Origin of the sequence: Roseibium sp. FZY0029, from assembly GCF_036350355.1 — a bacterium.
GTDB lineage: Bacteria > Pseudomonadota > Alphaproteobacteria > Rhizobiales > Stappiaceae > Roseibium.
Genome location: NZ_JAZDVZ010000004.1, coordinates 162,644 through 178,136 on the forward strand (window position 1 = coordinate 162,644; position 15,493 = coordinate 178,136).

General features: G+C 59.3%; 13 protein-coding genes. 5 read left to right on the plus strand and 8 right to left on the minus strand.

What is annotated here, in order from left to right; genetic code table 11:
* Positions 1 to 60: 60 nt before the first annotated feature.
* On the minus strand, positions 61 to 2,247 hold the full coding sequence (locus tag V1T76_RS12335; protein ID WP_330560960.1) for a xanthine dehydrogenase family protein molybdopterin-binding subunit: 2,187 nt from the start codon (positions 2,245 to 2,247) through the stop codon (positions 61 to 63).
* 3 nt (positions 2,248 to 2,250) lie between these two features.
* Positions 2,251 to 2,712: a (2Fe-2S)-binding protein gene (locus V1T76_RS12340; RefSeq protein ID WP_330560961.1), complete on the minus strand. Its 462-nt coding sequence runs from the start codon at positions 2,710 to 2,712 to the stop codon at positions 2,251 to 2,253.
* 179 nt (positions 2,713 to 2,891) lie between these two features.
* Here V1T76_RS12340 and V1T76_RS12345 point away from each other — a divergent pair, with 179 nt between their 5' ends.
* The 3 genes from V1T76_RS12345 (at position 2,892) to V1T76_RS12355 (ending at position 5,598) form a co-directional block, all read left to right on the plus strand.
* Positions 2,892 to 3,512 carry a TetR/AcrR family transcriptional regulator gene (locus tag V1T76_RS12345; RefSeq protein ID WP_330560962.1) on the plus strand — a complete coding sequence of 207 codons (621 nt, stop codon included), beginning with the start codon at positions 2,892 to 2,894 and terminating at the stop codon, positions 3,510 to 3,512.
* Positions 3,513 to 3,677: 165 nt separating this feature from the next.
* Positions 3,678 to 4,898: an argininosuccinate synthase gene (locus V1T76_RS12350; RefSeq protein WP_330560963.1), complete on the plus strand. Its 1,221-nt coding sequence runs from the start codon at positions 3,678 to 3,680 to the stop codon at positions 4,896 to 4,898.
* A gap of 10 nt (positions 4,899 to 4,908) precedes the next feature.
* Positions 4,909 to 5,598 (plus strand): hypothetical protein, encoded by a 690-nt coding sequence (locus V1T76_RS12355; RefSeq protein ID WP_330560964.1) that lies wholly within the window; start codon positions 4,909 to 4,911, stop codon positions 5,596 to 5,598.
* Positions 5,599 to 5,606: 8 nt separating this feature from the next.
* Here V1T76_RS12355 and V1T76_RS12360 read toward each other — a convergent pair whose 3' ends face one another.
* The 4 genes from V1T76_RS12360 to folP all read right to left on the minus strand — a co-directional run bounded on the left by V1T76_RS12360 (position 5,607) and on the right by folP (position 9,359).
* Positions 5,607 to 6,848 (minus strand): glycosyltransferase family 87 protein, encoded by a 1,242-nt coding sequence (locus tag V1T76_RS12360; RefSeq protein ID WP_330560965.1) that lies wholly within the window; start codon positions 6,846 to 6,848, stop codon positions 5,607 to 5,609.
* An 80-nt stretch (positions 6,849 to 6,928) separates the two neighbouring features.
* Complete coding sequence (locus V1T76_RS12365; protein ID WP_330560966.1) at positions 6,929 to 7,909, minus strand: phosphatase PAP2 family protein; 981 nt, start codon at positions 7,907 to 7,909, stop codon at positions 6,929 to 6,931.
* 101 nt (positions 7,910 to 8,010) lie between these two features.
* On the minus strand, positions 8,011 to 8,526 hold the full coding sequence (gene folK, locus V1T76_RS12370; RefSeq protein ID WP_330560967.1) for a 2-amino-4-hydroxy-6-hydroxymethyldihydropteridine diphosphokinase: 516 nt from the start codon (positions 8,524 to 8,526) through the stop codon (positions 8,011 to 8,013).
* Positions 8,523 to 9,359 carry a dihydropteroate synthase gene (gene folP / locus V1T76_RS12375; protein ID WP_330561439.1) on the minus strand — a complete coding sequence of 279 codons (837 nt, stop codon included), beginning with the start codon at positions 9,357 to 9,359 and terminating at the stop codon, positions 8,523 to 8,525. Before folP ends, folK begins: the two co-directional genes overlap by 4 nt.
* A 293-nt stretch (positions 9,360 to 9,652) precedes the next feature.
* On the opposite strand from folP, the gene V1T76_RS12380 reads away from it, so the two are divergent.
* Positions 9,653 to 11,227 (plus strand): alkaline phosphatase D family protein, encoded by a 1,575-nt coding sequence (locus tag V1T76_RS12380; RefSeq protein WP_330560968.1) that lies wholly within the window; start codon positions 9,653 to 9,655, stop codon positions 11,225 to 11,227.
* Positions 11,228 to 11,383: 156 nt separating this feature from the next.
* Here V1T76_RS12380 and V1T76_RS12385 read toward each other — a convergent pair whose 3' ends face one another.
* Both V1T76_RS12385 and V1T76_RS12390 read right to left on the minus strand, forming a co-directional pair.
* Positions 11,384 to 12,595, minus strand: coding sequence for a multidrug effflux MFS transporter (locus V1T76_RS12385; RefSeq protein WP_330560969.1), 1,212 nt, complete (start codon positions 12,593 to 12,595; stop codon positions 11,384 to 11,386).
* Positions 12,592 to 13,020 carry a MarR family winged helix-turn-helix transcriptional regulator gene (locus V1T76_RS12390; protein ID WP_330560970.1) on the minus strand — a complete coding sequence of 143 codons (429 nt, stop codon included), beginning with the start codon at positions 13,018 to 13,020 and terminating at the stop codon, positions 12,592 to 12,594. Before V1T76_RS12390 ends, V1T76_RS12385 begins: the two co-directional genes overlap by 4 nt.
* A 236-nt stretch (positions 13,021 to 13,256) precedes the next feature.
* On the opposite strand from V1T76_RS12390, the gene typA reads away from it, so the two are divergent.
* On the plus strand, positions 13,257 to 15,080 hold the full coding sequence (gene typA, locus V1T76_RS12395) for a translational GTPase TypA (RefSeq protein ID WP_330560971.1): 1,824 nt from the start codon (positions 13,257 to 13,259) through the stop codon (positions 15,078 to 15,080).
* Positions 15,081 to 15,493 lie beyond the last annotated feature (413 nt).

The following is a 15,493-nucleotide window of genomic DNA, read 5'->3' on the forward strand; positions in this document are numbered from 1 at the left end:
CACGGCAACCTGAAAAAAGGCCGCCCGCAGGCGGCCTTTCTCGTGAGCCGTCTCAAAGGCTCAGACCAGGCCTGCCTTTGCCAGCGGCAGGCTGGTTGCCCATTCGCCCTTGGCGGCGGCAATCGCGTTGGCGACGGCCGGACCGATCGGCGGAGTGCCGGGTTCGCCAATCCCGGTCGGCGCCTCGTTCGAAGGAACGATGTGCACCTCGACCTCCGGCATGTCGGACATGCGGATCGGCTCGTAGGTGTCGAAGTTGGTTTCTTCGACCACGCCGTCAACCAGCGTCACCTGGTTGCGAAGGATCGCGCCGAGACCGTAGCCGATGCCGCCCTCGACCTGCGCCCGGATATTGTCCGGGTTGATCGGCGTGCCGCAATCGACTGCTGCCGTTACCTTTTCCACCTTCACCGTGCCATCTTCCCGGAAGGAGATTTCCGCCACTTCCGCCACATAGGAGCCGAAGGACTTGTGCACGGCGACGCCGCGATGACGCCCTTCCGGCAGCGGAGTGTCCCACCCGGCCTTTTCGGCAGCCAGCTTCAACACACCCACCTTGCGCGGATCGTCCTTGATCATCTCGAGACGATAGGCAACCGGATCCTTCCCCGCCTCCTTGGCAAGACGGTCGATCATGGTTTCCATGACATAGGCCGTATGGGTGTGACCGACCGAGCGCCACCACAGAACCGGCACCTTCGTTTCCTGGAAGGACTGGTCCATGTTCATGAGCGGAAACGCATAAGTGGTGTCATGCGCGCCTTCTGTCATGTTGTGGTCGACACCATCCTTCATGAGCATGGCTTCGAAAGGCGTTCCCTTGACGATGGACTTGGCGGCGATGTTGTACTTGAACGCCGTCACGTTGCCTTGCTCGTCAAGCCCGACCCGCAGCCGATGGGCCGACATCGGACGGTAGTAACCGCCCGCCATGTCGTCCTCACGCGTCCAGACGATCTTCACCGGAGCCGGCGCCATGCCGGCAGCCTGCATCGCCTTGGCCAGCGTGGTGATTTCCACGACCGGATGCGCATCGGCCTGGGCCCGGCGCCCGAAGGATCCGCCGGCCCACAGCGTGTTGATCTTCACCTTCTCGAACGGAATGCCGAGCACGGTGGCCGCCACGTTGTGATCGATGGTCGGGATCTGGGAAGCGAACCAGAATTCCGCTGTTTCACCGTCGAACATCATGGCGATGTCCAGCGGCTCCATGGCGCCATGGGCCAGGAACGGGAAGTCGTATTCCGCTTCGATGACCCTGGACGAAGCTTCAAGCGCCGCGTCGACGTCTCCGTCCTCGCGAACCTTCACGCCCGGTTTGGTGGTCATGTCCTTGAGGTCTGCGATCATCGCATCGCTGGACCGGGTCTCGGCCTCGGCGTCGTCCCACTCGATCTCAAGCAGGGACCGGCCCTTGATCGCCGGCCAGGTCGACTTTGCAATCACCGCGACCCCGTTCGGGATCTGCAGCACATTGACGACACCCGGCACCTTCTTGGCTTCGGTGGCGTCGAACGACTTCACCTTGCCGCCAAAGCGCGGCGAGCGGGCAACGACGGCAACCAGCAGATCGTCGCGCTGGAAATCCATCGTATAGGTCTTCGGCGCTCCCATGGTCTTGTTCTTGACGTCAAGACGCGGGAAGGACTTGCCGATATAGACCCACTGGTCCGGTGTCTTCAGCACAGGGTCTGCCGGAACGTCCTCGTTTGCGGCAAGACCCGCCAGCTCACCAAGGGTCGCGGACTTGTCCGAACCATGGGAAACGACGCCGCCCGACACGGTGATTTCACCGGCCGGCACACCCCATTCCTTTGCCGCAGCGGCAACAATCATTGCCTTTGCCGCGGCACCGGCCTGACGGTACTGCATGAACGAGTTTGCCATGGCCGTGGAACCGCCAGTGCCCTGCACGCCGAACATCGAGTTGGCATAGACCTGCGGATTGGACGGCGCGAATTCGACAGTAACCTGCTCCCAGGAAGCGTCGAGTTCGTCGGCGACCAGACTGCACAGACCACTGGCCGTGCCCTGCCCCATGTCGAAGTGCTTGGACAGGACCACGACCGTATTGTCCGGACGGATGTGAACGAACGGCTGGATGAACTCGCCTTCGGCAGCAGAAGCGACCGAACGCGGCAGGTTCATGGCAAGCACGAGACCGCCGACGGCACCGGCAGACATCTTCAGGAAGCTGCGCCGGGTCGGCATTGCGGCTTTCAGCGGTTGTTGCAGGAGATGCAGCATGGCTCAGGCCTCCATCTTGTCTGAAGCAAGGTGGATGGCCTTGCGTATCCGGGCGTAGGTGGCACAACGGCACACGTTGCCGTCCATGGCGACGTCGATGTCCTCGTCGGTCGGCTTGGGCGTTTCGGCAAGCAGGGCCGTCGCGGCCATGATCTGGCCGGACTGGCAATAACCGCATTGCGGCACGTCCAGCTCGTTCCAGGCAGCCTGGACAGCGGCAGCCGCCTTGCCGTCGATACCTTCGATGGTGGTGATTTCGGCGCCTTCAAGGTCACCGATGAATGTCTGGCAGGAGCGGATCGGGACCCCGTCCCAGTGAACCGTGCAGGCACCGCAAGAGGCAATGCCACAACCGAACTTCGTCCCCGTCATTCCCAGCTCGTCTCGCAAAGCCCATAGCAGAGGGCTTTCGGGATCCGCGTCGAGCGTGCGCGTTTCCCCGTTGATTTTTAATGTCACTGACATGAGGAGGCGTCTCCTTTGGCTGGCCAATTCTGGCTAAAGGATGTAAACTACACCGTGCAGTTTAGTTCGTAACTGTACATCTGTAAACGCCAGAGTTTACATAGGGCACGAATTTTGGGATTAAAGAGGCGGGGGGCCTGTCAACCGACAGAACGCAACGGGGTAGATATGAGTAGGTAATGTCCGTATCGGATCAGAAAAAGAAGCAGATCGTCGAGGCTGCAATCGCGGAGTTTCAGGAAAAAGGCTATGCCGGAGCCAGCATGGACCGGATCTCCGAGCGAGCCCAGGTTTCCAAGCGCACTGTCTACAATCACTTTGAAAGCAAGGACGTGCTTTTCAAGGAGATCAACCAGTGCCTTGCCGACCAGATCAACTCGGCGCTTGAAGTTTCCTACGACCCGGCCACGCCCATTCGCGATGCCCTGGTGCGCCTTGGCTGGGCGGAAGGCGAGCTCATGGTCAACCCGTGCTTCATGAGCCTGGCCCGCATGGTCATGAGCGAAACGATCCGCGACCCGGCGCTTGCAGCCGATATGGACAGCCGCATGACCAAGCTCTCCGTCTTTACCGAGTTCATGGATCGCGCCACCCGTGAAGGCAAGCTCACCGCCGACGACCCGTCCCTGGCGGCCACCCAGTTTCTCGGCCTGATCAAGGCCCGCTCCTTCTATCCGAACATCCACAGCGGCCGGGTAACCACCCGTCCCGAGATGGAGCGGATCATCGAGGAAAGCGTCGACATGTTCCTTGCCCGATATGGCGCCAGGGCAACCGCGCAAACGGTGGCGGCGCAGTAAGGGCCCCCGCCGCAAATCTCCAATATGGCACTTCGAACCGCCGAGAGCGGAACGCGACGAAATGAGTGCATCGCGGGGCTTGCGCCGTCCAGAGAACCGGCTAAATTGCCGCAAATTTTCATCGGCGGGCAACCGCCAGGAACAGCGAACTGGATTTTTCCCAAAATGGCGCATGGTGACATCAAAAAAGTCGTGCTGGCCTATTCCGGCGGCCTCGACACCTCCATCATCCTGAAATGGCTGCAGACCGAACTGGGCTGCGAAGTGGTGACATTCACTGCCGATCTCGGCCAGGGCGAGGAACTGGAGCCGGCGCGCAAGAAAGCCGAAATGCTCGGCATCAAGGAAATCTACATCGACGACCTGCGCGAGGAATTCATCCGTGACTTCGTCTTCCCGATGTTCCGCGCCAATGCTGTCTATGAAGGCGTTTACCTGCTCGGCACCTCCATCGCCCGCCCGCTGATCTCCAAACGCCTGATCGAGATCGCCGAGGAAACCGGCGCCGACGCCATTGCGCACGGCGCGACCGGCAAGGGCAACGACCAGGTTCGCTTTGAACTCTCCGCCTATGCGTTGAACCCGGATATCAAGGTGATCGCCCCCTGGCGCGACTGGACCTTCAAGTCCCGGACCGACCTTCTGGAATTCGCCGAACAGCACCAGATCCCGGTTCCAAAAGACAAGCGCGGCGAAGCCCCGTTCTCCGTCGACGCCAACATGCTGCACTCCTCTTCGGAAGGCAAAGTGCTGGAAGACCCGGCCGAGGAAGCGCCGAACTACGTGTTCCAGCGCACGGTGGACCCGACCGAAGCACCGGACGAAGTCACCTACATCGAGATCGGTTTTGAGAAGGGCGACGCCGTTTCCCTCAACGGCGAGAAGATGTCTCCGGCAACGCTCTTCGCCAAACTCAACGACTATGGCCGCGACAACGGCATCGGCCGTCTCGACATGGTCGAGAACCGCTTCGTCGGCATGAAGAGCCGCGGTATCTACGAAACGCCAGGCGGCACCATCCTCCTGACGGCGCACCGTGCCATGGAATCCATCACGCTCGACCGCGGTGCATCGCACCTGAAGGACGAGCTGATGCCGCGCTATGCCGAGCTGATCTACAACGGCTTCTGGTTCTCGCCGGAGCGCGAAATGCTGCAGGCCCTGATCGACAAGAGCCAGGAGCATGTCACCGGCTCCGTGAAGCTGAAGCTTTACAAAGGCAACGTCATACTCGTCGGCCGGTCCTCGCCCTATTCGCTCTATTCCGAAGAGCTGGTCACCTTCGAGGACGACCAGGGTGCCTATGACCAGAAGGACGCTGCCGGCTTCATCAAGCTGAACGCCCTGCGCCTGCGCACCCTCGCCAAGCGCAACCGGATCGGCTGAGATCTCTGACATGAACAGACCGGCGGCAGCAAACCTCGAACAGGACCTCGCTGCCGCCGGTTTTTTGTTGCTCGGCGGCTTTGCCACGGACGGCTCAGTTGCCGTTCCGCCTCTTGCCGGCGGCAAGCAGGCCCGAAGCCTTCTGCTGATCGGAAGCACCGGACCATCAATCTGGCCGGCGCTGACAGCCAGCCCGGAATACAGGAGCGGCCAAGCGGACCCGCTTGACCGCTACACGCGGCGCGCACTCCTGGAGATTGCCGAGGCATCCAGCTACGAACCGGTGTTTCCCTTCGAAGGCCCGCCCTATTACCCCTTCCAGCAATGGGCGATGAAATGCGGTGGCTTCTCCCAAAGCCCCCTCGGCGTTCTGGCGCATCACGACTACGGGCCCTGGAGTGGTTTCCGCGCTGCGTTTCTGAGCGTTGAGGTCTATACCGGTCCGGAAGCGGCCGACGCGGATGGTCCCTGCCCGACCTGCACCGATGCACCTTGCCTCACGGTTTGCCCGGTCGGTGCCGTTACGGTGCACGAAGGCTACGAGGTGACTGACTGCCGCGACCATCTGGCGGCCAGCCGCGATCTCGATTGCTGGTCCGGCTGCCTGGCAAGACGGGCCTGCCCCTTCGGCCAGCAGCACCGTCAAAGCCAGGCGACAGCCGGGTTTCACATGGAGAGTTTTGTCGGACTTTCGAAGTAACTGCGGTTTCAAGCGCCATCGCGAACCGTAATAGGCGCACCCGGGGATTTCTCACCGAAAAATGTGACACTTGCATGTATAAGAACTGCAAGCCCAAGAGCTGGCATTAAGCTTGAAAATAAAAATGCTCCGCTTGCATCATAAGAATTCAGGACGTCGTGCAAAACAGGCGCCGACCACAGAAGTCCTGCAATTATCTGAAGCGAAACCGGCCACTCGGGCGCAGTTCTGAGCAACAGGAGCAGTGCGGCAGCATACATGAGCCAATCGTAAAAAAGGAACGACGGCGCTGCCACGCACATTGCCAGAAGCGACATCGCCGCAGCAAGCTGCCTATTCCAATGGCGTGCGGCGGCGTAAACAAACAGACCTGCCACGAAAAGGCTGATAATTTGAGCACCAAACCTCAGTCCGTCACCTGCACCCAATTTTCCGAGACTCTGTCCGACGGTAACGATCATGTTCTGAGGCATCTGAAACTGTACGGAATGCACTCCTCCGCTCAATGATGCCCAAAACGCCTGCCAGGCAACGACTCCATATAGTCCGACGGACGCTCCGATTAGAGCGAGAGTTCCGACGGAGGCTACAGCAAATGTGCGCCAATCCCTCGTAGAAAGTAGATATACTGGAACGAGAAGTCCGTATTGAGGCTTTATCGTAAGAATGCAGAGCGCGAGACCGCTCAAGATGGGTCTCGAACCACTGTAGAGTAACGCAAAAACCAGTAGAAACATCGCGATTGGAGAGATCTGCATCAGCTGCAAAGCATAAAATGCCCCCGCTGAAGTCAGAATGAAAACGTATGGCCAGAACGCTGCCCTGAGCCCAATCATGTAGATCGTCAGGAACAGACAAAGGGCATTTGCAGCGAAAACCAGACCGCGAGCAGTCGGATAACTTAGGCTGGCCAGAGGCTCAAAGAAAACTAGGGCTTGAGGCGGATTTAGAAACAGTAACGATTGATTTTCCTGGGAAAGACCTTTCGCAAACAGTCTATAATCATAGACCTCGGCTGCCTCTCCTTGGGCCGCCATCTCTCCTCCCCGATAAAAGGCTGCGAAATCCTCATGCGGGGCATGGGCCAAGTTAGCTGAGAAATCTAGCATACCTCCCTCGGCTCTAATCCATGTACCCGCTATGAGGAGAGAGGTCGAAATCAGGATCGCGACGAAAAAGGGCCCGCCAAAGGCGCGCGCCAATTCATCGGAATGCAATGCCCTTAAATAGAATTGCCTGAACTTTTTCATAAACGCACCGGTCGGTAATGTTCCCATCCTGATGCAGAACCTCAAAGGAACTGCAATTCCACCCAGCTCTACGGAGTAGACTACCGCCGGGCGAGAGAAATAGAGTCCTTGTCAGAAAACCCGATATTTGCCGTAACTGGCTTACGAAACATCACTTTGTAGCGCGGTAGACTGGCGACAACTGTACAGACGACAAGAGCCAGAACGACGCCGGCAATCTGGTCGACAAAATAATGACCACCGAAAACCGGTGTCGCAGCAATCATTGCAGCTGAATATAGTGAGACCGGCCAGAAAAGACGCGTCTTCAGGAAACCGATCGCGAGCAGCACACCACCCGCTGTGTGGAAAGATGGAAATGTCACCAGTCCCGGAACCGAGAGCAAATTAACATTAGGCGGACCACCTGAACGCAGAGCATTCAGATGCTCTACAAAGAAGACGCCCGGCACCTCGCTGAAACCCGGCAAAGCATCCAAGTGTCCAAAGTGCTGAACGACAGCCCCCTCTGCCGGAAACAGAAACCCGATTGAAATCGCGATCAAGGAGGTAATCAAGAAGACTTCGCAGAAGAACCTTACCCGCAGTAATAGTCCCATACCGGCCATCACGAGAAAACTCAGGAAACACACCGCATCGAAGGAAATGTATGCAAACTGAAGTACGTTTTTCAAAACAGTTTTGTCTTGAACGAAGTGAAAATAGGAAAGCCAACTCAGGCCAATTGCGTTGTCCCACCCGTCGAGCAAATTATCGGCCAGCGGAAGAACGATTCCCATGGTCAAGTGATTGTAGATCCGAAGTGTGAGCAAGCAGATGAGGATAAAAGCAATGCCTTTGAGGCCCACGTCGAACCGACACATCAACTCGTCAGAAAACTGCAGAACAGCCTGCCTCGCCCGCAGATAGCGCAAAACACCGATGGCAGCTAGCGCGGTAAAAAGCATTGGCGCTAATGACCACCAGACTATCTCAGCCTGGAGATAGAATATCAGCAAGACATCCAAAATTGCAGCAGAAAAAAGAAGACACAAGTTCAGTCGACCGGGAAAATCAGGCACGCCAAACCCCAAGTAAAAAGGATCCGGTGACTTTGCGCAGCAGGACTAAAAAAATTATTAAGTTACGGGATTTTCTAGCAGCGTTCTCTCCTGAAAACCCTTCACCCGTCCAGCCTCACCACCCCCTCCTGATCCGGACAGCTTTCCAGTGCCTCCATCGCGGTGCGGCCATCGCCGAGGGGGGCGTCGGGCCAGATTTCGGCGAGCGGGATCAGAACGAAGGCGCGGTCGCCCATGCGCGGGTGCGGGATTTCGAGGTTGTTTTCGGCAACCCTTTGCAGGCCATAGATCAGAACATCGATATCCAGCGTCCGCGGTCCCCAGCGCACATCGCGCACCCGACCCAGTTCGGCCTCGATGTCCAGGCACCGCTGCAACAAGGCCTGCGGGCTCAGGCTGGTATCGATTACGACGCAGCAATTGCGGAAATCATCCTGCGGCACAGGTCCCCAGGGCGGCGTCCTGTAGTCGGAGGAGCGGGACACCAGCATGATGCCGGGTGTCGCCTCCAGGCGGCGGATGGCTTCGTCCAGATTGGCCTTCGGATCTCCAAGGTTGGATCCAAGCCCGAGCGCACAGCGGGTCGGGGCATCGGCCATCGCACTTTCAGCATTCATTCGACAGGGTTCCGTTCCAGGCGGGTTGCCTCGATCATACGCGCGCAATCGGCATGTGGACTTACGTCATGCGTCCGCACGATGGCAGCGCCTTTCAGCATCGCCGTCATGTGAACGGCGACGGAGCCGAACAGCCGGTCTTCCGTCTCCGCTTCCAGAACAGCGCCGATCATGCGCTTGCGCGACGCACCGGCCAACAGCGGCAGGCCATGTTTCTGCAGTGTTTCGAAGCGGTTCAGCACAGTGAAATTCTGATTGATTGTCTTGCCGAAACCAAAGCCCGGATCAAGGATCTGCTTGTCCCGCGCGATCCCGGCCTTTTCCGCAAGGTCCATCGAGGTTTCGAAGAACCGGTCAATGTCCGACAGAATGTCCAGTCCGGCGTCGGCGGCAAGACGGTTATGCATCATAACTACATGGACGCCGGCCTCGGCAACGACGTCCGCCATGGCCGGGTCCTTCTGCAGGCCCCACACATCATTGACGATGAGTGCCCCTGCCGCACAGGCGCGGCGCGCGATCTCCGCCTTGTAGGTGTCGATGGAAACCGGCGTCCCCATGGCGATTACCTGATCCAGGATCGGATCGAGCCGCGACCATTCCAGATCCAGCGGCACCGGCTCCGAACCCGGCCGCGTGCTTTCGCCGCCGACATCCAGAATATCGGCCCCTTCCAGAATCATTTCCTGCGCGCGCTTCAAGGCGGCATCCGCATTGGCGTGGCGTCCACCATCGGAAAAGGAATCCGGGGTCACGTTCAGGATCCCCATCACATGGGGGCGTTGGTGTCCGGCGTCGAAACGCGGCGGCTCGTAGGCTGTCGGGGTCGGCATCATGGCGTCCTTTTGACGGTCAGGCACGTGTTTGGCCCGTCTGACACCGACGGTCAAGCGGCACCAATGCGACGTCCCCGTGCTTGACCCCGTCCCTATGCTGTGGACGATCAGGATTTGGAAGCAATTTGGAGGTTCAATCGTTCTGTGGCGGATTCCCTGCGCTCCATGCACGCTGTCATCAAAAATTCGGGAAACGGTCTTGGAACGGACATTCGTCTGTCACGGAGCTTCAGCACCTGATGTTTCGCCAAGGGACGCGCCACAGCGGTCCCCAGCCACGGAGCTTGAAAATGTCTTCAACTGTTTCTCGACGCAATTTCCTGAAATCATCGGTCGCCACCGGTCTCGTGATGGCTTCGCCGCTGGCCATGCCGGGGCTATCGCGCGCCGCCTCGCGCCCGCAGATCACCCACGGCCTGCAATCCGGCGACGTTGATGCCAATTCCGGCATGATCTGGGCCCGCTCGGACCGTCCGGCGCAAATGCTGGTGGAGATCGACACCACCGACAGTTTCGAAACGCCGCGCCGGCTCGCCCCGATCAACGCGCTTCCCGATTCGGATTTCGCCGTCAAACGGCTGCTTGAAAACCTTCCGTCCGATCAGGACATCTTCTACCGCGTCGCCTTTGCCGACCTGAACGACGTCAATGCGGTGTCCGAGCCGATGACCGGCCGCTTCCGCACGGCTCCCGCTTCCCGCCGCAACATCCGCTTCGCCTGGTCGGGCGACACTGCCGGCCAGGGCTGGGGGATCGATACCGACCGTGGCGGCATGAAAACCTATGCCACCATGGCAAAGCATCAGCCGGACTTCTTCATCCATTCCGGCGACACGATTTATGCAGATGGCCCGGTGAAGGAGACCGTCGAGCTAAAGGACGGCACCGTCTGGAAGAACATCGTCACGGAAGAAAAATCCAAGGTTGCCGAAACGCTCGAAGAATATCGCGGCCAGTGGAAATACAATCTTCTGGACGAGAACCTCAAGGCATTCAACGCGGAAGTCCCGACCTTCTTCCAGTGGGACGACCATGAGGTCGTCAACAACTGGTCTTCGTCCAAGGATCTCCTGTCCGACGACCGTTACAGCGAAAAGAACATCCACCTGTTGGCCGCCCGTGCCGGCCGGTCTTTCCACGAACTGACCCCGATCCGCTATACACCGGCTGAACCCGGCCGCGTCTACCGCAAGATCGCTTACGGTCCGCTGCTGGACGTCTTCTTCCTGGACCTGCGCTCCTATCGCGGCCCGAACGGCGCTTCGATGGAAGACAGCATGACGCCGGCGTCGCGCATCCTTGGTGCCGAGCAGCTTGCCTGGTTGAAGCGTGAACTTCTGAATTCCAACGCCACCTGGAAGGTCATTGCCTGCGACATGCCCATCGGCCTGATCGTCTGGGACAACTGGAAAGACCAGGCGGGTGCCGAAGCCGTCGCCAATGGCGATCATGGTGCTCCGAAAGGCCGCGAACTGGAATTTGCCGATCTGCTGCGCTTCATCAAGACAGCCGATATCGACAACATCGTCTGGTTGACGGCTGACGTGCATTACACGGCCGCGCACTACTACAATCCGGACAAGGCCCAGTTCCAGGACTTCAAGCCCTTCTGGGAATTTGTCTCCGGCCCGATCCATGCAGGCACCTTCGGCCCGAACGACCTCGACATGACCTTCGGTCCGGAACTGAAATACATCAAGGCTCCGACCGCCGAACAGGGTGCCAACCTGCCCCCGTCCATGGGATTGCAGTTCTTCGGCCTGGTCGACATCGACGGCCAGACCGAACAGCTCACCGTCCGCCTGATGGACCGTGACGACGTCGAACTGCACACCGTCACGCTGGATCCGGTCCGCAAGGCCTGATCAGAGTTTTTCAGACAAAGAACGGGCCGGGAAACCGGCCCGTTTTTTTTCCACTTTCCCGAAAGACCTCGACGGAGGCGACGTCACGACATGGTTCAGGTCCAGCAACGACGTGGAAGGGAGCGGAAGAAAGAACGACAGGGACGTCCCGAGCGCCTACTCCGCCGCCGCCGGCTGCCGGGTCTGGCTGCGCAGGATCAGGTAGACAATGATGCCGACGATGGGCATCCCCGGCAGAATGTAGGCCAGGCCGAGGATCGGTTCGCCAAGAGCGGCGATTGCCAGGCTGGCGACAATACCACCGCCAAACTGAAGGAAGCCGAGCATGGAAGACGCCGAGCCGGCAATGTGCGGAAAGGGAGCCATGGATTCGGTAAAGCTTGCCGGCAGAACCAGCGCCAGCGCGAATGTGAACAGCGCCACCGGACCCATCACGGTCAGGATTGTCGGCTCATGGGTCAGCGTGACGTAGCACATCAGTGACGAAGCCACGACCCACATGCCAAGCCCATAGGGCACCAGCTTGCGGGCTTCGATGAAGCGCAGCAGACGGCCGGTCAGAATGGTGCCTGAGATGAATGAACCCGACTGGATGATCATGGTCAGACCGAAGGCCGACGGTGTCAGGCCCACTTCATAGATCAGGATGAAGGGCAGAACGGTCGCGAGTGCATAAAGGTTGCCGAGCCCGAAACCGATGAGAAGACTTGGCGCCAGGAACCTCGGGTCCTTCAGCAAGGTGAGGTAATTGATCGTCAATTGACGCGGATTAAGGTGATGCTTGCCCGGCCTGGGATTGGTTTCGACCTGAAAGACGAGCACGGCGACCATGAGCAGGGCGCCGTAGATCACCATGCACCAGAACACTTCCTGCCAGCCGAACAGTTCCAGCACGATACCGCCGATGGTGGGCGAGATCGCCGGGCCGAGGGCGAGCATCATCGCAATCGTGTTCATGATCTTGGCGGACGCCTGACCGGTAAACTGGTCGCGAACGATTGCGCGCGAAACCGCGATACCCACCGCAGCGCCAACGCCCTGAAGCGCGCGGGCAAACACCATGAATTCAACGGTTGGAGAGAAGGTCGCCAGCACGCTGGAGACAAGATAGAGGATCAGGAATCCGATGGTGACCGGCTTGCGTCCGAAAGCGTCGGTCAGCGGCCCGCAGACGAGCTGCGTGACGGCAAAACCGGCGAAATAGGCCGTCAGCGTGAGTTTCACCGCCGAGTCGGTGGTGCCGAAGGCTTCGACGAGGGCCGGCATGGCCGGTGTGTAAAGCGCCATCGAAATGGGGCCGATGGCAACGAGCCCGGCCCCAAGCAGTGAAGTGCGTCGTGCGCTCATGATCGAGCTGTCGGCAGTCATTTCTGTTTCCCTTTGGAAACCTCCTGCAGCAGGCTGTCCTTCATCGTCTGCAGCAGCGCTTCCAGTATCTGCCGTTGCTCGGCGGGGATGTCCTCAAGCGCCTTTGAGCGCACCTCTTGCAGGGCAGTCCCGATTCTTTCGAGCAACGGATCGGCCAACGGTGTCAGCTCAATTATCTTGGCCCGGCGGTCATTCGGATCCTGGCGGCGTTTTATCAACCCGGCTTTTTCGAGTGTGTCGAGATAACCGACCAAGGTCATCGGCTCGACATACATCGCATCCGCTAAAACAGCCTGCCTTTGCCCCGGAAGGCGCCAGACATAAAACAACGTACGCGCCTCTCCGGCAGTCAGACCAGTATCGACCTTGGATAACTCCGCTTCGAAATTTCGCCGGAGCAACCGTGCCAGATCGACGACCAGCATGGTGACACCGACACTCGGAGTAGGAACTGCCATCAGCACCTCATTTTAGTAAGGTTACCTTACGAATACGGTGGTTCCGGAAGCGCTGTCAATGAGCAGAAGTGACATTGCATTGCACAATCCCCTCGCGCCACGTATAAAGGCGCCAAATTCGGCGCAGATGCCGATCCATAGCAAATCAACTTCCAGACAAGCTGCGGGTCCCCAAGGGCCCGTTCTGTCTTTTGGAGCCACTCATGAAACTTCGCAATATTGCCATCATAGCGCACGTTGACCATGGCAAAACAACCCTTATCGACGTTCTTCTGAAGCAGTCCGGCGCGTTCCGCGACAACCAGCGCACCGAAGAACGGATGATGGACTCCAACGACATCGAGCGTGAACGCGGCATTACCATTCTGGCCAAAGTCACCTCGCTGGTCTGGAAAGACACCCGCATCAATATCGTCGACACCCCGGGCCACGCCGACTTCGGTGGCGAGGTCGAGCGTATCCTGCACATGGTCGACGGTGTGATCCTTCTGGTGGATGCTGCCGAAGGCCCGATGCCGCAGACCAAGTTCGTGCTCGGCAAGGCCCTGAAGCTCGGCCTGAAGCCGATTGTCGCCATCAACAAGATCGACAAGCCGGAACAGCGCGCCGATGAAGTGCTGGACGAAGTATTCGACCTGTTCGCGGCACTCGACGCCAATGAAGACCAGCTCGACTTCCCGGTGCTTTACGGTTCCGCCAAACAGGAATGGATGGCGCTCGAGCCGAACGGCCCGCAGGACAGCATGGACCCGCTCTTCGACATGGTTCTGGACAAGGTGTCACCGCCGGAAGCCGAGCCGGGCGATTTCCGCATCCTGGCGACCACCATCGAATCCGACCCGTTCCTGGGCCGTATCCTGACCGGCCGCATCGTATCCGGCACGGCTCTGCCGAACATGCCGATCAAGGCGCTTGATCGTGACGGCAACCTGGTGGAAACCGGCCGCATCTCCAAGATCCTTGCATTCCGCGGCCTGGAACGTCAGCCGATCGAAAAGGGCGAAGCGGGCGACATCGTCGCCATTGCGGGTCTGACGAAGGCAACCGTTGCAGACACGCTCTGCGCCCCGTCGGTCAGCGAATCCCTCCAGGCCCAGCCGATCGATCCGCCGACGCTCTCCATGACATTCCGCGTCAACGACAGCCCGCTGGCCGGCACCGAAGGGTCCAAGGTTCAGTCCCGCGTTATCCGCGACCGCCTGAAGAAGGAAGCCGAGGGCAACGTTGCTCTGAAAGTGGAAGACACCGACGAGCCGGACGCATTCGTCGTCTCCGGCCGCGGCGAACTTCTGCTGGCGATCCTGATCGAGAACATGCGCCGCGAAGGCTTCGAGCTTGGCGTTGGCCGCCCGCGCGTCGTCTATCAGTATGACGATGCCGGCAACCGCCTGGAGCCGATCGAGGAAGTCATCATCGACGTTGATGAAGAACACTCCGGCGTCGTGGTTCAGAAGCTCCAGGAACGCAAGGCCGACCTTCTGGAAATGAAGCCGTCCGGCGGTGGCCGCACCCGTCTGGTGTTCCACGCTCCGACACGCGGCCTCATCGGCTATCAGTCCGAGCTTCTCTCGGACACCCGTGGCACCGCGATCTTCAACCGCCTGTTCCATGGCTACGAGCCTCACAAGGGTCCGATCCAGGGTCGTCACACCGGCGTTCTCCTGTCCAACGGCACGGGCGAAGCTGTTGCCTATGCCTTGTTCAACCTGGAAGACCGCGGCCCGATGATGATCGATCCGGGCACAAAGGTGTATCCGGGCATGATCATCGGCGAGCACACCCGTGGCAACGACCTGGAAGTCAACGTCCTGAAGGGCAAGCAGCTCACCAACATCCGCTCTGCCGGCAAGGACGACGCGGTCAAGCTGACCACGCCGAAGAAGCTGACCCTGGAAGCAGCCCTTTCCTACATTGCCGACGACGAACTGGTGGAAGTCACGCCGGAGTCCATCCGTCTGCGCAAGGCCATCCTCGACCCGCATGAGCGCAAGCGCGCCGAACGCGCGGCGAACAAGGAATCGGCATAAGCCTGATTTGAAGAACCAGAAAAAGCCCGGGCACTGTCCCGGGCTTTTTGCTGAGGGCCAGTATCCATTGCACCTCATCCTGAGGAGCCGCGTTAGCGGCGTCTCGAAGGATGGGCTGCTTGCTCCGAAGTCTGCCGCCCATCCTTCGCGACAGCGCTTCGCGCTCCCTCAGGATGAGGTTTGCCTTTGCGCGCCCTCTTTCATTCGTCCGGATCTTTCGCCGGCGAACCAGAAGACTTGAGACAGCCCGCAAGCCTTGCCGCAACCAATTGCCACGCCGAATGTCCGCTTTGGTTTAAAATGTCAGTCGCGTGACTGAATTTGAAACGCCATCCCACGCCCCGGAAACGAGAACTTCCTACAATTCGGCAAATGAATTGAAGCGCCTGGCCTCAGGGCCGCCGCGCACTAGG